Annotated in this window: 13 protein-coding genes; 10 read left to right on the top strand and 3 right to left on the bottom strand. The window is 55.6% G+C overall.

Annotated elements, in window-relative coordinates; translation table 11 throughout:
- Positions 1 to 77: 77 nt before the first annotated feature.
- Genes Q334_RS0108060 through Q334_RS18485 form a run of 3 tightly spaced genes read left to right on the top strand, consistent with a single transcriptional unit; the run spans position 78 to position 3,187 of the window.
- Complete coding sequence (locus Q334_RS0108060; RefSeq protein ID WP_162157427.1) at positions 78 to 932, top strand: sugar nucleotide-binding protein; 855 nt, start codon at positions 78 to 80, stop codon at positions 930 to 932.
- Between the two features lie 6 nt (positions 933 to 938).
- The gene (locus tag Q334_RS0108055) at positions 939 to 2,429 is read left to right on the top strand and encodes a PfkB family carbohydrate kinase (RefSeq protein WP_027312755.1); all 1,491 of its coding nucleotides are present in this window, start codon (positions 939 to 941) and stop codon (positions 2,427 to 2,429) included.
- Positions 2,430 to 2,461: 32 nt separating this feature from the next.
- Complete coding sequence (locus tag Q334_RS18485) at positions 2,462 to 3,187, top strand: nucleotidyltransferase family protein (protein ID WP_051527630.1); 726 nt, start codon at positions 2,462 to 2,464, stop codon at positions 3,185 to 3,187.
- Positions 3,188 to 3,212: 25 nt separating this feature from the next.
- Here Q334_RS18485 and Q334_RS0108045 read toward each other — a convergent pair whose 3' ends face one another.
- Positions 3,213 to 5,606 carry an HAD family hydrolase gene (locus tag Q334_RS0108045; protein WP_027312754.1) on the bottom strand — a complete coding sequence of 798 codons (2,394 nt, stop codon included), beginning with the start codon at positions 5,604 to 5,606 and terminating at the stop codon, positions 3,213 to 3,215.
- Between the two features lie 194 nt (positions 5,607 to 5,800).
- On the opposite strand from Q334_RS0108045, the gene Q334_RS18480 reads away from it, so the two are divergent.
- From Q334_RS18480 to Q334_RS0108015, 6 genes are read left to right on the top strand one after another with little or no spacing between them, the layout of a single operon-like run.
- Complete coding sequence (locus Q334_RS18480) at positions 5,801 to 7,573, top strand: HAD-IIIC family phosphatase (protein ID WP_051527629.1); 1,773 nt, start codon at positions 5,801 to 5,803, stop codon at positions 7,571 to 7,573.
- Positions 7,574 to 7,599: 26 nt separating this feature from the next.
- The gene (locus Q334_RS0108035) at positions 7,600 to 7,833 is read left to right on the top strand and encodes an acyl carrier protein (protein WP_035461135.1); all 234 of its coding nucleotides are present in this window, start codon (positions 7,600 to 7,602) and stop codon (positions 7,831 to 7,833) included.
- Positions 7,826 to 8,617, top strand: a complete 792-nt coding sequence (locus Q334_RS0108030) for an AAC(3) family N-acetyltransferase (protein ID WP_211249517.1) — start codon at positions 7,826 to 7,828, stop codon at positions 8,615 to 8,617. The genes Q334_RS0108035 and Q334_RS0108030 overlap by 8 nt, the downstream gene beginning before the upstream one ends.
- A complete protein-coding gene (locus tag Q334_RS0108025) occupies positions 8,607 to 9,032 on the top strand; it encodes a VOC family protein (RefSeq protein ID WP_035461134.1) in 426 nt (141 codons plus the stop codon). The genes Q334_RS0108030 and Q334_RS0108025 overlap by 11 nt, the downstream gene beginning before the upstream one ends.
- Positions 9,029 to 10,336: a DUF4910 domain-containing protein gene (locus tag Q334_RS0108020; RefSeq protein WP_035461132.1), complete on the top strand. Its 1,308-nt coding sequence runs from the start codon at positions 9,029 to 9,031 to the stop codon at positions 10,334 to 10,336. The genes Q334_RS0108025 and Q334_RS0108020 overlap by 4 nt, the downstream gene beginning before the upstream one ends.
- A gap of 35 nt (positions 10,337 to 10,371) precedes the next feature.
- Positions 10,372 to 10,803 (top strand): hypothetical protein, encoded by a 432-nt coding sequence (locus Q334_RS0108015; RefSeq protein WP_035461130.1) that lies wholly within the window; start codon positions 10,372 to 10,374, stop codon positions 10,801 to 10,803.
- Between the two features lie 3 nt (positions 10,804 to 10,806).
- Here Q334_RS0108015 and Q334_RS0108010 read toward each other — a convergent pair whose 3' ends face one another.
- Positions 10,807 to 11,583, bottom strand: a complete 777-nt coding sequence (locus Q334_RS0108010) for an enoyl-CoA hydratase (RefSeq protein ID WP_027312748.1) — start codon at positions 11,581 to 11,583, stop codon at positions 10,807 to 10,809.
- Positions 11,584 to 11,816: 233 nt separating this feature from the next.
- Between Q334_RS0108010 and Q334_RS0108005 the strand changes: the two genes are divergently transcribed.
- The gene (locus Q334_RS0108005; protein WP_027312747.1) at positions 11,817 to 13,364 is read left to right on the top strand and encodes an alkaline phosphatase family protein; all 1,548 of its coding nucleotides are present in this window, start codon (positions 11,817 to 11,819) and stop codon (positions 13,362 to 13,364) included.
- Here the strand turns inward: Q334_RS0108005 and Q334_RS0108000 are convergent.
- Positions 13,361 to 14,287, bottom strand: a complete 927-nt coding sequence (locus Q334_RS0108000) for a hypothetical protein (RefSeq protein ID WP_027312746.1) — start codon at positions 14,285 to 14,287, stop codon at positions 13,361 to 13,363. The genes Q334_RS0108005 and Q334_RS0108000 overlap by 4 nt on opposite strands.
- Positions 14,288 to 14,337 lie beyond the last annotated feature (50 nt).

Raw genomic sequence — 14,337 nt, 5'->3', positions numbered from 1 at the left:
AAAGAAGCGCGTGCTTGAGTCGATAAAAGGAGCAATGTCCCCCATTGGGGTGGTTCCTTTTTGAAGAAGAAACGTCTGTGCAACAAGACTCTATACCAACGCTAGTGCTTGGCAGTGATGGTTATATCGGCCAGGCACTGGTTAACAGCCTAGTGAATGCGCTGGGAACCAGTCGTCGCCCCCGGGCGTCTGTGTACCTGGATTTAGCTGAGCCGACGAGTTGGCAAGCATTATCACCCTATGCCGGTGCGCGGCTGGTGTTTTGTGCTGCTACCACCAAAATGGCGGATTATCAGGCCAATCCTGAGGCCGCCTATCAGTTAAATGTACGCCGTACCTGTGAGCTGCTCGATTACACCGAGCAATTAGGGATGCAGGTGGTGTATCTCTCCAGCAATATGGTGTTTGCAGGTCAGCGGCCAGATTACCGGGTAACCGATGCCTGCCAGCCGGCCAATTACTATGGCGAGTGCAAGTATCAGGTTGAGCAGCATTTGCTTAATCATCACACCCAGGCCGCTATCCTGCGCTTAACCAAGGTGTTGGGTGAGCGTTTCCCCGTTTTGCAACAGTGTGTAGAGTCGGCACGGCGGCAAGAGTCTTGCCGCTTGTTTAGTGATCTGTATATGGCGCCGGTTTCTTTGGCTAGTGTGCAAAGCTGTGTCGCTGCACTCTTGGCACAGCAGGCGCGAGGCATCTTTCAGCTTTCCGGTAGTCGTAACCTGTCCTATGCCGAGGCCGGGCAGTGGTTATTGCAACAGTTGGGCTTAGACCCGGCCTGGATCGAGCCTATTGCTGCGGCCTCGGCTGGCGTCTCGGTATTACCCTTTTCTTCGATGATTAATCATTGGCCGCAAGGCTGGTCTGCTGCTGTGGAGCCAGAGTGTGTTTTGGCTCCGTTATTAGCGCAGATGCAAGGCAACAGTGAGTGAAACACCATGGTTAAATTACTGGATTTGGCTCAGCTAAGAGCGGTGCAGCAGCAAGGTAAACGAGTGGTGATGATTTATGGTGACTTTAATGTGCTGCACCCAGGTCACTTCCGTTTTATCCGCTTTGCCGCTGAGCAAGGGGATTACCTGGTGGTAGGTCTAAATGACCAAAGCTCAAGCCCCGGCGCTTTCCTCAGTAATGAGGAACGCTGGCAGGCATTATCTTGCCTCGACTTGGTACAGGAGATTGTCCTGATTAAAGACGACTTAGAGGCGTGGCTGGAGCGTATTCGTCCTCAGGTGGTGGTCAAGGGTAAAGAATGGCAAAACCAGCCTAACCCAGAGACCGAGCTACTTGAGCGTCTCGGCACGAAATTGCTCTTTAGTTCCGGCGAGCGCTTTGTCTCTTCCCTACCTTATATGCGCCGCGCCTATGATCCACTGGAGTGGCTGGAGGCGGAGTTAACCTTGCCTTATTTGCGTCGCCATCAGTGCTCTTTGCCTTCCCTGATGGAGGTACTGCAAGGTTTTCAGGGGCTAAAGGTGGCGGTGCTTGGCGATTTGATCGTTGATGAGTACCAGGACTGCCAGCCGGTGGGGATGTCGCGGGAAGATCCCACCATCGTAGTAACACCGCAACAACTCAATCGTTATCTGGGAGGGGCGGGGATTGTTGCAGCCCATGCCCGTGGCTTGGGTGCTGAGGTGGATTTTTATTCGGTGGTGGGGGAGGACCCTGCTGCAGCTTTCGCACGGGAGAAACTGGCTGCTTTTGGCGTACAGCCCACACTATTGGTCGACCCTATTCGTCCAACCACAGTGAAAAAACGCTATCGAGCATTAGGTAAGACCCTGCTGCGAGTGAATGACTTCCTTGAGCAGGATTTATCTAAAGAATTAAGTCAAACCCTGCTGGAGCGTTTTCAAGAGCAAGCCAAGCATTATGATTTGGTGATTTTTTCTGACTTTAATTATGGCTTCCTGTCTCCCAGTGTGGTGCAGGACATTTCCATGCTCTGCAGTCAGCAGGGGGTGCCCTATGTGGCTGATAGCCAGTCATCCTCTCAGGTGGGGGATCTGGATAAATTCCGTCAGGTACTTTTAGCGACTCCCACTGAACACGAAGCGCGCTTGACCACCCATAATGCTCAGGATGGCTTGGTGCGGGTATCCGCGGCCTTGGGGGATCAGTTGGAGGCCAAACACCTATTTGTCACCTTAGGGGCGGAAGGGGTGTTGATTCGTACCAAAATGAGCAGTGGCGAGTGGGATACCGATGAGTTACCGGCTCTGAATACCAACCCGGTTGATCCTGCTGGCGCGGGAGACGCGATGCTGACCTCGGCTTCCATGGCGCTGGTGGCGGGTGCTGACATTTGGCAGGCGGCATTGATTGGCTCCCTTGCTTCAGCTTGTCAGGTCGGGCGAGTGGGCAACATTCCCCTCAGTCTGGAAGAAATCGAACGGGGCCTTACTGCTGCTTTTGTGGAAGGCTAAGTGTCGATTAACCGTCAGGAAGTGATACCTATATGAAGGCGTTATTGTTGGCTGCAGGACTGGGCACCCGCCTGCGTCCGCTGACGGACCAGGTTCCCAAATGCATGGTCGATATCGGTGGACAGCCGTTGCTGGATTACTGGTTCCGCCTACTCAGTAAAGCTGGAGTCAAGGATGTCCTGGTTAACCTGCATTATTTGCCTGAGGTGGTGCGTCCTTATTTGGCCAGCCAGCCCTATGGTATTTGCCCCGAGCAGGCCTGGGAGCCAAAGTTATTGGGTACAGGGGGAACGCTGCAGGCCAACTTGGGGTTCTGGCGTGGTCAGGATACTCTGCTGGCCCATGCGGATAATCTTTGTTTGTGCGATTTTCAGGCGTTTTTTGCCGCGCATCAGGCGAGGCCGGCTGACTGTTTGATGACGATGATGCTATTCCGCACCCCGACTCCTGAAAGCTGCGGCATTGTTGAAGTTGAACAGGGGCGTGTGGTTGCTTTCCATGAAAAGGTGGCAAACCCACCCTCTAATCTGGCCAATGCTGCGGTGTATTGCCTGGCTCCCGAATTTGCCGACTGGCTCCAGCAGCATTTTGCTACGGTTGAGGCCTTGGATATCAGCACCCAGGTGATTCCGGCATTAATGGGACGAATAGCCGTGTGGGAAAACCCAGGCTATCTGCGTGATATCGGCAACCCAAGCAGCTATGCCCAGGCGCAGTTAGATATCCAGCAGCCTGCACAGCAGCACTGGTTGATGTGACAGGCTGCGTTTTTGTGCCTGTTGGTTATAAAAAATCATCTAAATACAGGGTCTTGCCCTGACGACCGGCAATCCGCTTGCTCAGTACTTCTTTGCGACCAATAGGGGTAATCACCAAGGTGATGTCATTATCTGCAATGGCAGCCTCTGGCGGCTGAATGGGTTTGCCCAAAAACTGTTGGCCATGCAGGCTGGCGTTGCCATCGACAAAGTAACGGATTTGCTCGTGCACTAGGGGGGCCAGCAATGAGGCGCTGGTGCCAACGCCATAAAAGGCCAGTGGGCCTTCCAGTTTGAGAGCCTCGACAAAAAGGTGAATTTTCTCGAACAACTTTTGTGGGTTGGCCTGACTAGGTTGCGCCCCCTGGCTGTTGTCCAGTTGCAGTGGTTGTGGTCGGCTGGCGGGCAGTTGATTGGCGGGCTGGCTGCCTATTCCCAGGTATTCCTTGAGGCTGACTCGGCTGCCACTGCCCCAACTCAGGTCAAACTGTAGGGCCGCGAGCTGTTCGAGCTCTTGTGGCTGTTGCCCGCTCAGTAAGCGTGTGGCCTCCAGTAAGGCTTGTGGGCGTAACGCCTGGGGACGGAAGCCAAAACGATTGCTGAATAGAACAAAGTCATCACACCAAGCCAAAATGCCCTGTTGCAGGGCCAGAATGGCCTGTTGTTCATGCTCGCTCAAACTGCAGGGGGCTAATATAGGTTGTACCCGGCCATCAGTTTGGCGCTGATAGTCTAGTACGCTGCCTTCCAGGGAGGAGGTGGCCACTTCAAACAGTTCGCGACACTGATTAATCAGTTGCTCAATGGGCTGGGGACGGCGTTCGTCAAAGGCGTATCCTGGTAATAGCTTGATGTGCTTGACCTCGCTGCCATAGAGGCGCCCAAAGTAATAGGCGTGCAGCGGCGGGAAGTCAGGTCGTTCGGCAAAAGCCTGCTCAAGGGTACTTAAAATCGAGCCATTCCAGCCAATATCGACCAATAGTTGGGTGTCTTGGCTGTGGCTAAATAAACCTTCCTGTTGCAGGTAGTCAGCCAGGCACTGGCGCTTGTGCTGTAAATCCTGGCTGATGCGTGCCATCAAACTTGAGCTATTGAGCAGGCACTTCATCTGCTCACTACTTTTCTCCAGACTAGTGCAGGTGGGGTCACTGGCTAGATTGTGCTGGGCAAGAAGGGTGTCGATCTCCTGGCGGTAGCTGTCTGCATCCAGCCCCAGGGTGGCTAGCAAGGCCCATACTCCCTGTTGGCGATTAACCCGTTGGGCCAGGGAGGCTAACTCCTCACGATAGTTAGTCAGGGCGGCGAAACGGGAACTGGCCCGACTGAGGTAGAGATAGCGACACTGCGGAGCCGGCAGGTGACGGCTGATCGCTAAGCCGTGAAACAGGCGTCCAAACAGTTGTTTGAGCAAGTAACCATCCCGAGCGAGGAAGTGCAGCTTGTTGATGCCCTGCTTCAGGCTGTAATCCACGAGTTCGGCGGCAAACAGGGTAAAGATGGGGCCCAGGCGTTGGTAACCAATGCGGGCAATAGCCTGCTCAGGCTGGTGTTGGTTAGGCCAGAGGTGGCTGGCATCGCCATAGTGTTGCCACGCGCGCTGGGCCAATTCCAGCTGGCGACGACGCTTTACCTCGTCCGGGATGAATAACAGTTTGGCAGCGATACCCAGGGCTTGAGGGCGTTGTACATCGGCAATCGGATGATCGCCAATATGCAGGCTGTTCGGGGGAAGCACACCAGCCTGTTGCAGTTGGCTGAACAAGCGCCCCGAGCCTTTGCTGAGCCCTTGCGCAGACGAAACAATCACCCGATCAAGCAGGCTAAGCAAACCATGGTGTTCAAGCAGATATTCCAGCTGTGCCTGCTCTAAATACATATCGGAGATAGCCAGCAGTGTCTTACCCTGGGCCTTGAGCTGTTGCAGAGTGTCCAGTGCTCCGGGCATGGGGCTTAGGCGTTGGCACTCCAGCTCGACTTCACGCTGGCTCCAGTCTGTGCTGCTTGGCAGTGTGGCTGCTGGGGCGCACTCAGCAATCCGCTGTAGCCAGCCTGCACTGATCTGACTAAGGCGACACTCCGCATCCAGCCCTTGCTCTAAGCCCTGTTGGCGCGCCTGATTTTCAGCCTGTTCGCGCAGTTTGAGTAGCTCTTGCTGGCTTAGTGAGTAACCTTGCTGAGCCAGCAAGTAATGCAATTCGTCGGCCAGCAAGCGGGTAACCGCTTGCGGTGGTTCAACGTCGCGGCGTAGCAGAGTATCGAACACATCAAAGCTGATGACGGTTACGCTGGGGGCTAAGGCCAGTACTTGGGATAAGCAGGAAAGGCTGTCAGTGGGAGCTTGGGGGCTAGGGCTATGAATGTGCAGCGGCTGCCAGTTACTGAGCGCTTTGAGAAGAAAGTACTGATCGTTCATTTCCATGCCTTATCTGCTTGCTGGGGCTTAAAGGGCAACCTGCTGCTTCCTGCTATCGGCAAAAAGTCTTTAAACTTCAATGCTTATCAGCCGATACAGGCGGAGTTTAGGATAGCGTTTTCGATGGGGTTTGTTATACCCATTGTTGGCCTTATGTCAGTTAAGCTGATTTTCGTTAACCCGACTTTAAGGAGTCCGAGGTGCAGGCGAAGGTAACCGAGCCCACTGCCAAACAGTTAAAGCCGTTATTGCGGCTGGCCAGCACCACCAATCTGATGCCGGGTAACCTGGCCTGGCAACCGTTACAGACTGATTGGCAATTAGACTTTGGCGATTACGGTGACTGGGCTCAGGCGTTATTACAGGCCACGGTTACAGGGGAAAGTGCAGCGCAGGCCGAGGCCACTTGGTTGGTGATCTGGTGTTGGGATGATTTATTGCCCGAGGCGACGCGAGAGGACTGGTTAGCGCAGCCCCAGGCTAGCTGGCCTGACTTAATCGATGCCTGGTTGACACCCTTGTTATTGCCGTTGCGTCAGCATCTGCAACATTGCCCCCAGCGTCGTCTTTGGCTCGGGGCGCTGGACTTACAAGTGTTATCCCCCTTGAGTGCCCAGCGTCAGCAGGCCTTGCTGTCACTGTTACAGCAACGTTTTGATCAGCATTTAGCACAGTTGCAGCTCAGCCACCCTGGGCTTGGTAATCTCGCCTTACCGCAGTGGTTACGCCAGCATGGGCGTCAGCAGCTGGTGGATAACCGTAATCGCTATCTGGCTTCCTGTTATTTCTCCATGGCGGGGCTGCGTCTGCTGGCGACTTGGCTGCAGGTACTACTGCAACGCCAGATTCAGTCGGCCCGCAAGGTGCTGGTACTGGATTGCGATAACACCCTCTGGGGGGGCGTTGTAGGTGAGGACGGCCTGGCAAATCTGCAGCTAGGCCAAGATGGGGCGGGGCGAGCCTATCAAGATTTCCAGCGCCAGGCACGCTGGCTGGCACAGCGCGGTGTGTTGCTGGCGCTGGCATCCAAAAATCAGGCCGAAGATGTGTGGCAGGTTTTTCAGCAGCACAGTGGTATGCAACTTAAGCCTACCCATATTAGTGCCGCCGCGATTGACTGGCAGCCCAAGTCGCAGGGATTACAGCGTATTGCAGCGGAACTGGGGGTAGGGCTGGATGCATTGGTGTTCTGGGACGATAACCCGGTTGAGCGGGAAGAAGTCAGAGCACAGTTACCCCAGGTGCAGGTAGTGGAACCACCTGCGGCGATCTGGGATTGGCCGGAGGCGTTAGCCTCCCTCACCAGCCTGCAAAGCCTGACTTACAGCCAGGAAGATCAGCAACGTGGCGAGCAGTATCAGCTTCGCGCCCAGGCGCAGCAGCTGGCGGCTAGCCTGCAGGAGGGCGATTATCTGACAGCGTTACAGATGCAAGCCGGTTGGCAGCGGCTTGATCACGCTTGTTTGGCGCGGGCGGAGCAGCTTTGTCTGAAGACCAATCAATTCAATCTTAACCTGCTGCGCCATCAACGCAGCCAACTGCTTCAGGCGGAGGCCGAGGGGGCCGCGGTGTATCTGGCCAGCTTGCAGGATCGTTTTGGTCAGCATGGTTTAACCGCGTTGGTATTGGCACGTCCTTGCCAGCAGCCTGGTGATTACTGGCTGGATACCCTGGTACTGAGTTGTCGGGTATTAGGGCGGCGGTTGGAAGAGGCGGTGCTGGCGCAATTGGCTAAGGTATTGCAGCATCTAGGGGGGCAGCGCTTGCTGTTATCCTATTGCCCAGGGCCGCGTAATGCCCCCGCTCAGTTATTCTGGCAATCGCTACCCCAGCAGCCGCTCAATGAAGTGGAGCGTCAGGCGTTGGCACAGCAGTTTGCGCTGTTAGCGGAGCCACAGGTGGAGGTGGCCTGGGTGAGCCTGGTGGATCTGTCCGCTCGTCAACCAGACTGTATTACCTGGTTGAGCGATTAACATTTAAGTAGGAAATGGAGAACAGCATGAGTCTGATTGCCTTGTTGCAACAGCAGTTTCCCGAGGCGCAGCTTGATAGCGCAGATCCGCATCTGGCGATGGGGAGCTTTGCGGCATGGGACTCCATGGGACACTTTAATCTGATGCTCCTGATTGAACAGCACTATGAAGTGCGTTTTGAGCCGGAGGAGCTCAGTGAGTGTCGCTCCCTGGCGCAGATCCGGGCGGCGTTACAGGCGAAGGGCGTGACGAGTGTCTGATACTTCTTCGTTGCGCGCTTTGCAGGAGGCCCTGGATCATACCCTGGATGCGCTAGCTGTGCAGGCAGGCGAGGTGCTGATGGTGCATGGCGATGCCATGTTAGTGGCGCAGTTTGGTCTGGGGGCTGAGGGAATAGAAGCACTTTTTCGCCAGTTGGAGCAGCGTCTGGGACCAACAGGCACATTGATTTTGCCAAGCTTTAGTTACAGCCTGACCCAAGGGGAGGTGTTTGATGTGCGCCACACCCCTAGTCAGGTGGGCATGTTGAGCGAGGCCTTCCGTCAGCGGCCGGGTGTACTGCGTACTCTGGAGCCAATCTTTAGTGTGGCGGTCAGCGGTGCCGCCGCCACATCGCTTAGCGTGCAGGAGAACCATGATTGCTTTGGGGAGGAGTCACTGTTTGCCTGGCTGCATCACCATAATGCCCGTTTATTGGGGCTGGCCTGCGCAGCGGATCGCATTACCTTCACCCATTATGTCGAACAGTGCCTGGGGGTGGATTACCGCTATTACAAAACCTTCCAAGGGCAGCTTTGTGATCACCAGGGGCGGCTGCGTCCCTGGCATAGCCGTTATCTGGTGCGGGATACCGAGCGTGCCACCCAGGTGGATTTGCGTCTTTTACAGCAAAGGATGCAGCAACAGGGGCTCTGGCAACGCAGCCTGTGTGGGCGATTACCGGTATGGTCAGTGCGTTGTCAGGACTTCTATCAAAGTGCAGCAGCGTTAGTCGCGCAGCAGCCTAATGGCTTGATTCGTGAGGGGGCAAATCATGGCAACTGATCCGCTGACACTACGTTTTGATCATCTGGGGCTGGTGGTGGCTGAATTGGCCCAGGGGCGAGCCTATTTGCAGCAAAGTCTGGGGATTGAGCGCTTTTCGCCGCAGTATCAAGATCCGCTGCAGAAAGTCTGGGTGCAGTTTGGCTGGGATACCCAGGGACTATGTTATGAGTTAGTGGCTCCCAGTGAGGAGGGCAGTCCGGTTGCCAATGCGCTGGCGAAACGCAGCAATATTCTCAATCACCTGGCTTATCGGGTCAGGGATATCGAAGCAGGCGCCGAGCATTTGCGTCAGCAGCGGCATTTACCCCTGGGGCCAGCCCAGCCAGCGGTGGCCTTTGCAGGGGCACGGGTACAGTTTTTTCTCAGCCCTCTGGGACACATCGTTGAGTTGGTTGAGGAGCAGATGGCATGAGTGCCGCACTGAACTGGCAGGATGCAGAACAGGTTGGGGCGGCGATTCATGCCCTGGCAACCAAGCTTTATCCGCTCAACCGTAGTTTGACCGGCCCGGGGGTGCGCCAGAGTCTCTCGATGTTGCAGGAATTGCTGCCTGAGCTGGTGGTTTCTGCGGTACCTACTGGTTATCAGGCTTTCGATTGGACAGTGCCGGATGAGTGGCAGTTGGAATATGGCTATCTGCAGGGACCGGATGGTGAGGTGATCGTTGATAGTCGCTGGCATAACTTGCATGTGGTGGGTTATTCCGAGCCGGTTGACCAGTACCTGAGCCTGGAGGAGCTACAGCCTCACCTTTATTCACGCCCTGACTTGCCTACGGCAATTCCCTATGTCACCTCCTACTACCAACGACGCTGGGGTTTTTGTTTAAGCCAGCAACAACGAGACCAGCTCAAACCTGGCCAATACCGTGCCGTGATTAAAAGCCGACTGGCTCCCGGGCAATTAAATTATGGGGAGTTGTTGCTCGCGGGGGAGTCGACGGATGAGGTGTTGCTCTCCAGTTATATCTGCCACCCCAGTATGGCTAATAATGAGTTGTCCGGCCCCTGTGTCGCCAGCTATCTGATGGCTTGGCTGGCCTCCTTGCCCAAGCGGCGTTATAGCTACCGCCTGATTCTGGTGCCGGAAACCCTGGGGGCTCTGGTTTATTTGTCTAAGCATTTACCCCATTTGCAACGCCATACGCTGGCAGGGTTTAACCTCTCTTGCATCGGCGATGAGCGTACCTATTCGTATTTACCCTCACGGGCAGAGGATACTCTAGCCGATCGCATGGCATTGCATGTGCTTCAGCATTATGCGCCGGGCTTTAAGCGTTATAGCTACCTGGAGCGTGGCTCGAATGAGCGACAACTCTGTGCCCCGGGGGTGGACTTACCGGTGGCAACAGTAATGCGCAGTAAATATGGTTGTTACCCGGAGTACCATACCTCACTGGATGATTTGAGCCTGATTACCCCTAAGGGGCTAGGCGGTGGTTTTGCCGTGATGCAGCGTATTCTGGCTGGGTTAGAGGCTAATCAACGCTTGCGGGTCAAGGTATTGGGAGAGCCTCAGCTGGGTAAGCGTGGTCTTTATCCTACCCTCTGTACCCATACCTCGGGCTATCAGGTGCGCGACATGATGAACCTGATCGCCTATGCTGATGGCAGTCGTGATCTGCTGCAGATTGCGGAAAAAATCACCATCCCCATATGGCGTGCCGCCGAATTGGCGGAACCCTTGCTGGCGGCGGATCTGTTAGAAGTAATCTGACCCTCAGTATGTTCAACTGCTTCAAGGAGGAAGTCGTGCGTCCTATCCATTCATCCTGGTTAGTCTTCGCCGGGGCATTAAGTGCCCTGGCAGCCTTGTTACACCTGGCGATTATTTGGGGTGGTGGCCCCTGGTATCGGTTTTTTGGTGCCGGAGAAGAGATGGCTGTGATGGCTGAGGCGGGGAGTTGGTATCCCGCAGCGCTGACCTTGGCCATTGCATTGGTGTTAGCCACCTGGGCAGCCTATGCCTGGTCGGCGGCGGGTTGGTTGCTGCCTTTGCCCTGGCGTAAAGGGGTGCTACTGCTGGTGACGCTGATTTATGCCCTGCGGGGTTTGGCTGTCTTACCCGGTTGGTTATTAGTACCGGAGCAGATTGATACCTTCTTATGGTGGAGCTCGGCGGTGTGCCTGGTATTTGCCCTGGCCCATGCGCTGGGGTTACGCCAGGCATGGGCAAGTTTGTAACGCTTAGCGATGCTGCCATTGAGGCGGGCGTTTATGCAGAAAGGCATCGATGCCCTCTTTGGCATCGGCTAATTGTAGGTTTTCCACCATCGTTTGGCTGCACAGTTGATACGCCTGGGCTAAGGGCAGGGCTTGCTGACGGCGATAAGCGGCTTTCCCCAATTGCAGGGTAGCGCGGGATTTGCCGGCAATTAAGGCGGCTTTGGCTTGGGTCGCACTGACAAGTTCTGCTTCAGCCACGACCCAGTTGACCAGTCCCATCATCGCTGCCCGTTCGGCATCAATCAGTTCCCCGGTTAGCAATAGTTCCATTGCATGTTTGCTTTGCAGGCTACGGCTCAGGGCGACCATGGGGGTAGAGCAAAACAAGCCGATGTTCACCCCTGGGGTAGCAAAGCGAGCGCTATCGGCACAAATCGCCAGATCACAACTGGCAACCAGTTGACAGCCAGCGGCGGTGGCAACCCCATGTACCGAGGCAATGACCGGTAGCGGGAAGTTGACGATGGCCTGCATCAGCTCAGCACAGCGATTGAATGTCTGTTGATGATAGGCTGGCTCATCCTGAGCGGTGAGTTGGCGCAGATCATGGCCTGCGCAAAAGCCACGGCCACTGCCACTAATGACGACGACCCGTAAGTCTGGATTATCCATCTGCTGTTGTAAGGTGTTGAGCAGGGCATCCATTAGCTCTAATGACAGGGCGTTGTAGGCATCGGGGCGCTGCAGTTGTAAATGCAGTATCCCCTCTTGTAGTTGTGACTGGAGAAGTGCGCTCATGGGTAGTCCTTTGGTTGTGAAGCGAGTTGACGATATTAAGGGTTTACCCTGAATGCTGTTTCAGCAAGGGCTTTACTCTTCCTTACCACTAAAGGCTATATCGATCCCGCTAAACTGGACTGCAAACTGAGCCCATTCTGGTACTGGTGTGGCGATCCTCCGCTCGGCAGGATGCTTCAACCCAGTCCTTAGTCCAGCCTCAACCCTGCCTACAAACCTGCAAGGAAGTTCGGATGATTAAAAACGTACTCTTTATTACCGCTGATCAATGGCGGGGGGACTGCTTGTCAGCACTGGGACATCCTGTGGTGCGGACTCCTCATCTGGATCAATTGGCGGCTGAAGGCGTACTTTTTGCCCGTCACTATGCCCAAGCTACCCCCTGCAGCCCATCGCGAGCCTCCATCCACACCGGTATGTATCAGCATCGCCATCGGGTGTGTCGTAATGGCTCTCCTCTTGATCAGCGCTTTACCAATATGGCATTAGAGGTCGCCAAACTAGGCTACCGACCCATGTTGTTTGGCTATACCGATACGGCCCAGGATCCCCGTAGCCTGGCGCCAGGTGATCCCGCCTGGTTGACCTATGAACAGGTGTTGCCCGGCTATGAAGTGGGGGAGCTCTTTGGTGAACAGCCACCGCAGTGGTTGGCATACTTAGCGAGGCAGGGGTACCAGGTACCGCCGCCAGAACACTTTATGCAGATTTATCAGCGTGATCCTGTGGACGGCAAGGGGATGACCTTTCCTGCCGCACCCTATGCCGCCGAACACAGTGAAACCGCTTATTTGAGTCAGCGGGCGATGGACTACATCGCCAGCCAGGGGCAACAGCCCTGGTTTGTGCATCTGTCCTGGCTGCGCCCCCATCCGCCTTTTGTTGCCCCTGCTCCCTATCATGCTGCCTATCAGGCGCAGCAGATGCCCTTGCCAGTGCGCCAGCCCAGTTTGCAGGACGAGCAGGAGCAACATCCGTACCTGAAGATGGTACTAGAGGCGCAGGAGCGCCAGCGTCAGCAGCGTGGTGGACTCGGGCCTGGGATGGATGACAGCGAGTGGCAGCAGCTGAAAGCCACCTATTACGGCATGATGGCCGAGGTGGATGATCAGCTCGGTCGGCTGATGGCATTTCTGCGCCAGCAGGGGGTGTTAGAGCAGACCTTGGTAATTTTCACCTCGGATCATGGCGAGCAGTTAGGGGATCACTACCTGCTTGATAAGCAAGGCTTTTATGACAGCTCTTACCACATCCCGCTAATTATGCGCTTGCCGCCGGGAATGGCAGTGGCGGGGCGTCAAGTGCATGCTTTTACCGAGCAGGTGGATTTATTACCGACCGTGCTTGGTCTGTTGGGGGGCGAGGTACCCCTGCAGGCGGATGGTTACAGTTTGCAGCCCTGGTTGCAGGCAGTCCCTCCGGCGCAGTGGCGTCGCTTTGTCCATTGGGAGCATGATTTCAGGGATGTGCCAGAGGGCAAGCCGGAAGCTCTATTAGGGCTCAATATGGATGAGTGCAGTCTGGCGGTGATCCGTGATCAGCAGTTTAAATATGTGCACTTTAACCGCTTGCCACCCCTGCTCTTCGATATGCAACAAGATCCGGCGGAGCTGCATAACCTGGCGCGGCAGCCTGATTATCAAGGTGTGATGCTGGAGTATGCCCAAGCGATGCTGGACTGGCGCATGCGCCACAGTGAGCGTCAGTTAAGTGGTTGGTTGCTGCATGGGGAGGGACCAACAGAGCGGCCCCTGGCCCAGCGTAATCCGCATCTTCGTTAGAGTTGGATATCCGCCTGGTAGATGCGGGTATCCTGCTCATGGCTGGAATAGTAAATCACCTTCAACTGCTCCCCCTGCAGTGCCAGACCTGGATAGCTGCAATCGCCGCCGGAGGGGAGCTGCAGGTGACGCAGCAGGCGGCCATCCAGGCTCAGCTCCGCGACTTCCGTCCACTGTGGCAACCATTTATTGGGTTGTTGATAGCGCCGATAGGCGGCTAACAGCGTGCGTTGTCCTGGCCCCCAGATCAGCGCAGGGCCACCGAGGCGAAACCCCAGATCATGCCATTGCCAGTGTTGATAGGGTGGCTTGGCTACACCAAGTAAGCCGGTTGATTGTTCCGCTGGGTTAATGTCACGGCGGAGCAGGCAATAGGCTGTGCCATCGTCGTCAAACACCAGGCCGTGCTCATTGACGTAGCTGCCGTCAAACTCCGTCAGGCGGTGTGAATGAAATTGACCATCGCTCTGGCACTGATACCAATGCAGTCCATCCTGGTCGCCGGTGCCATAGGCTAAACCATAGGCACTGTCCTGTTGCCAGGTCAGGCGCCAGAGCCAATGGTTAGCGGCAGCGATAGATTGGGGAGGGCCCCAATGCTCGCCATCCTGACTTAACCAGCGCAAGCACTGATGGCTGACCGGCCCGGCTTGATAGGCAGCAGCCCCTAATAACATCAGCTCCCCCTGGGGTGTCTGGCTGAGCTTGGCATCACGCAGGTCGGCACCTGCCAGGGCAATTAGCCCTCGCGCTTGCCAGTGGCGACCCTCTGCACTGCTTAATACACGGAGTACGCCATCGGCGGAGGTATGGCTGCTGGCTTCGCGGAAGGCGCACCACCATTGCTGCCGGTAATACAGCAAATCAGTAAAGGCGTTATGGGCTGCCTGCTGCCAAATACAGCCGCTGTGAAGAATCTGCATGTGCCGAGTGTTCCTGCCAGTCTATTGATCTAAAAGGCTTTTTTGCTGCA

It is taken from the genome of Balneatrix alpica DSM 16621, assembly GCF_000619885.1.
In the GTDB taxonomy this organism is placed as follows: Bacteria; Pseudomonadota; Gammaproteobacteria; order Pseudomonadales; family Balneatricaceae; genus Balneatrix; species Balneatrix alpica.
The sequence above is the reverse complement of the archived record's forward strand: the minus strand, read 5'-3'. Positions and strand labels throughout refer to the sequence as shown.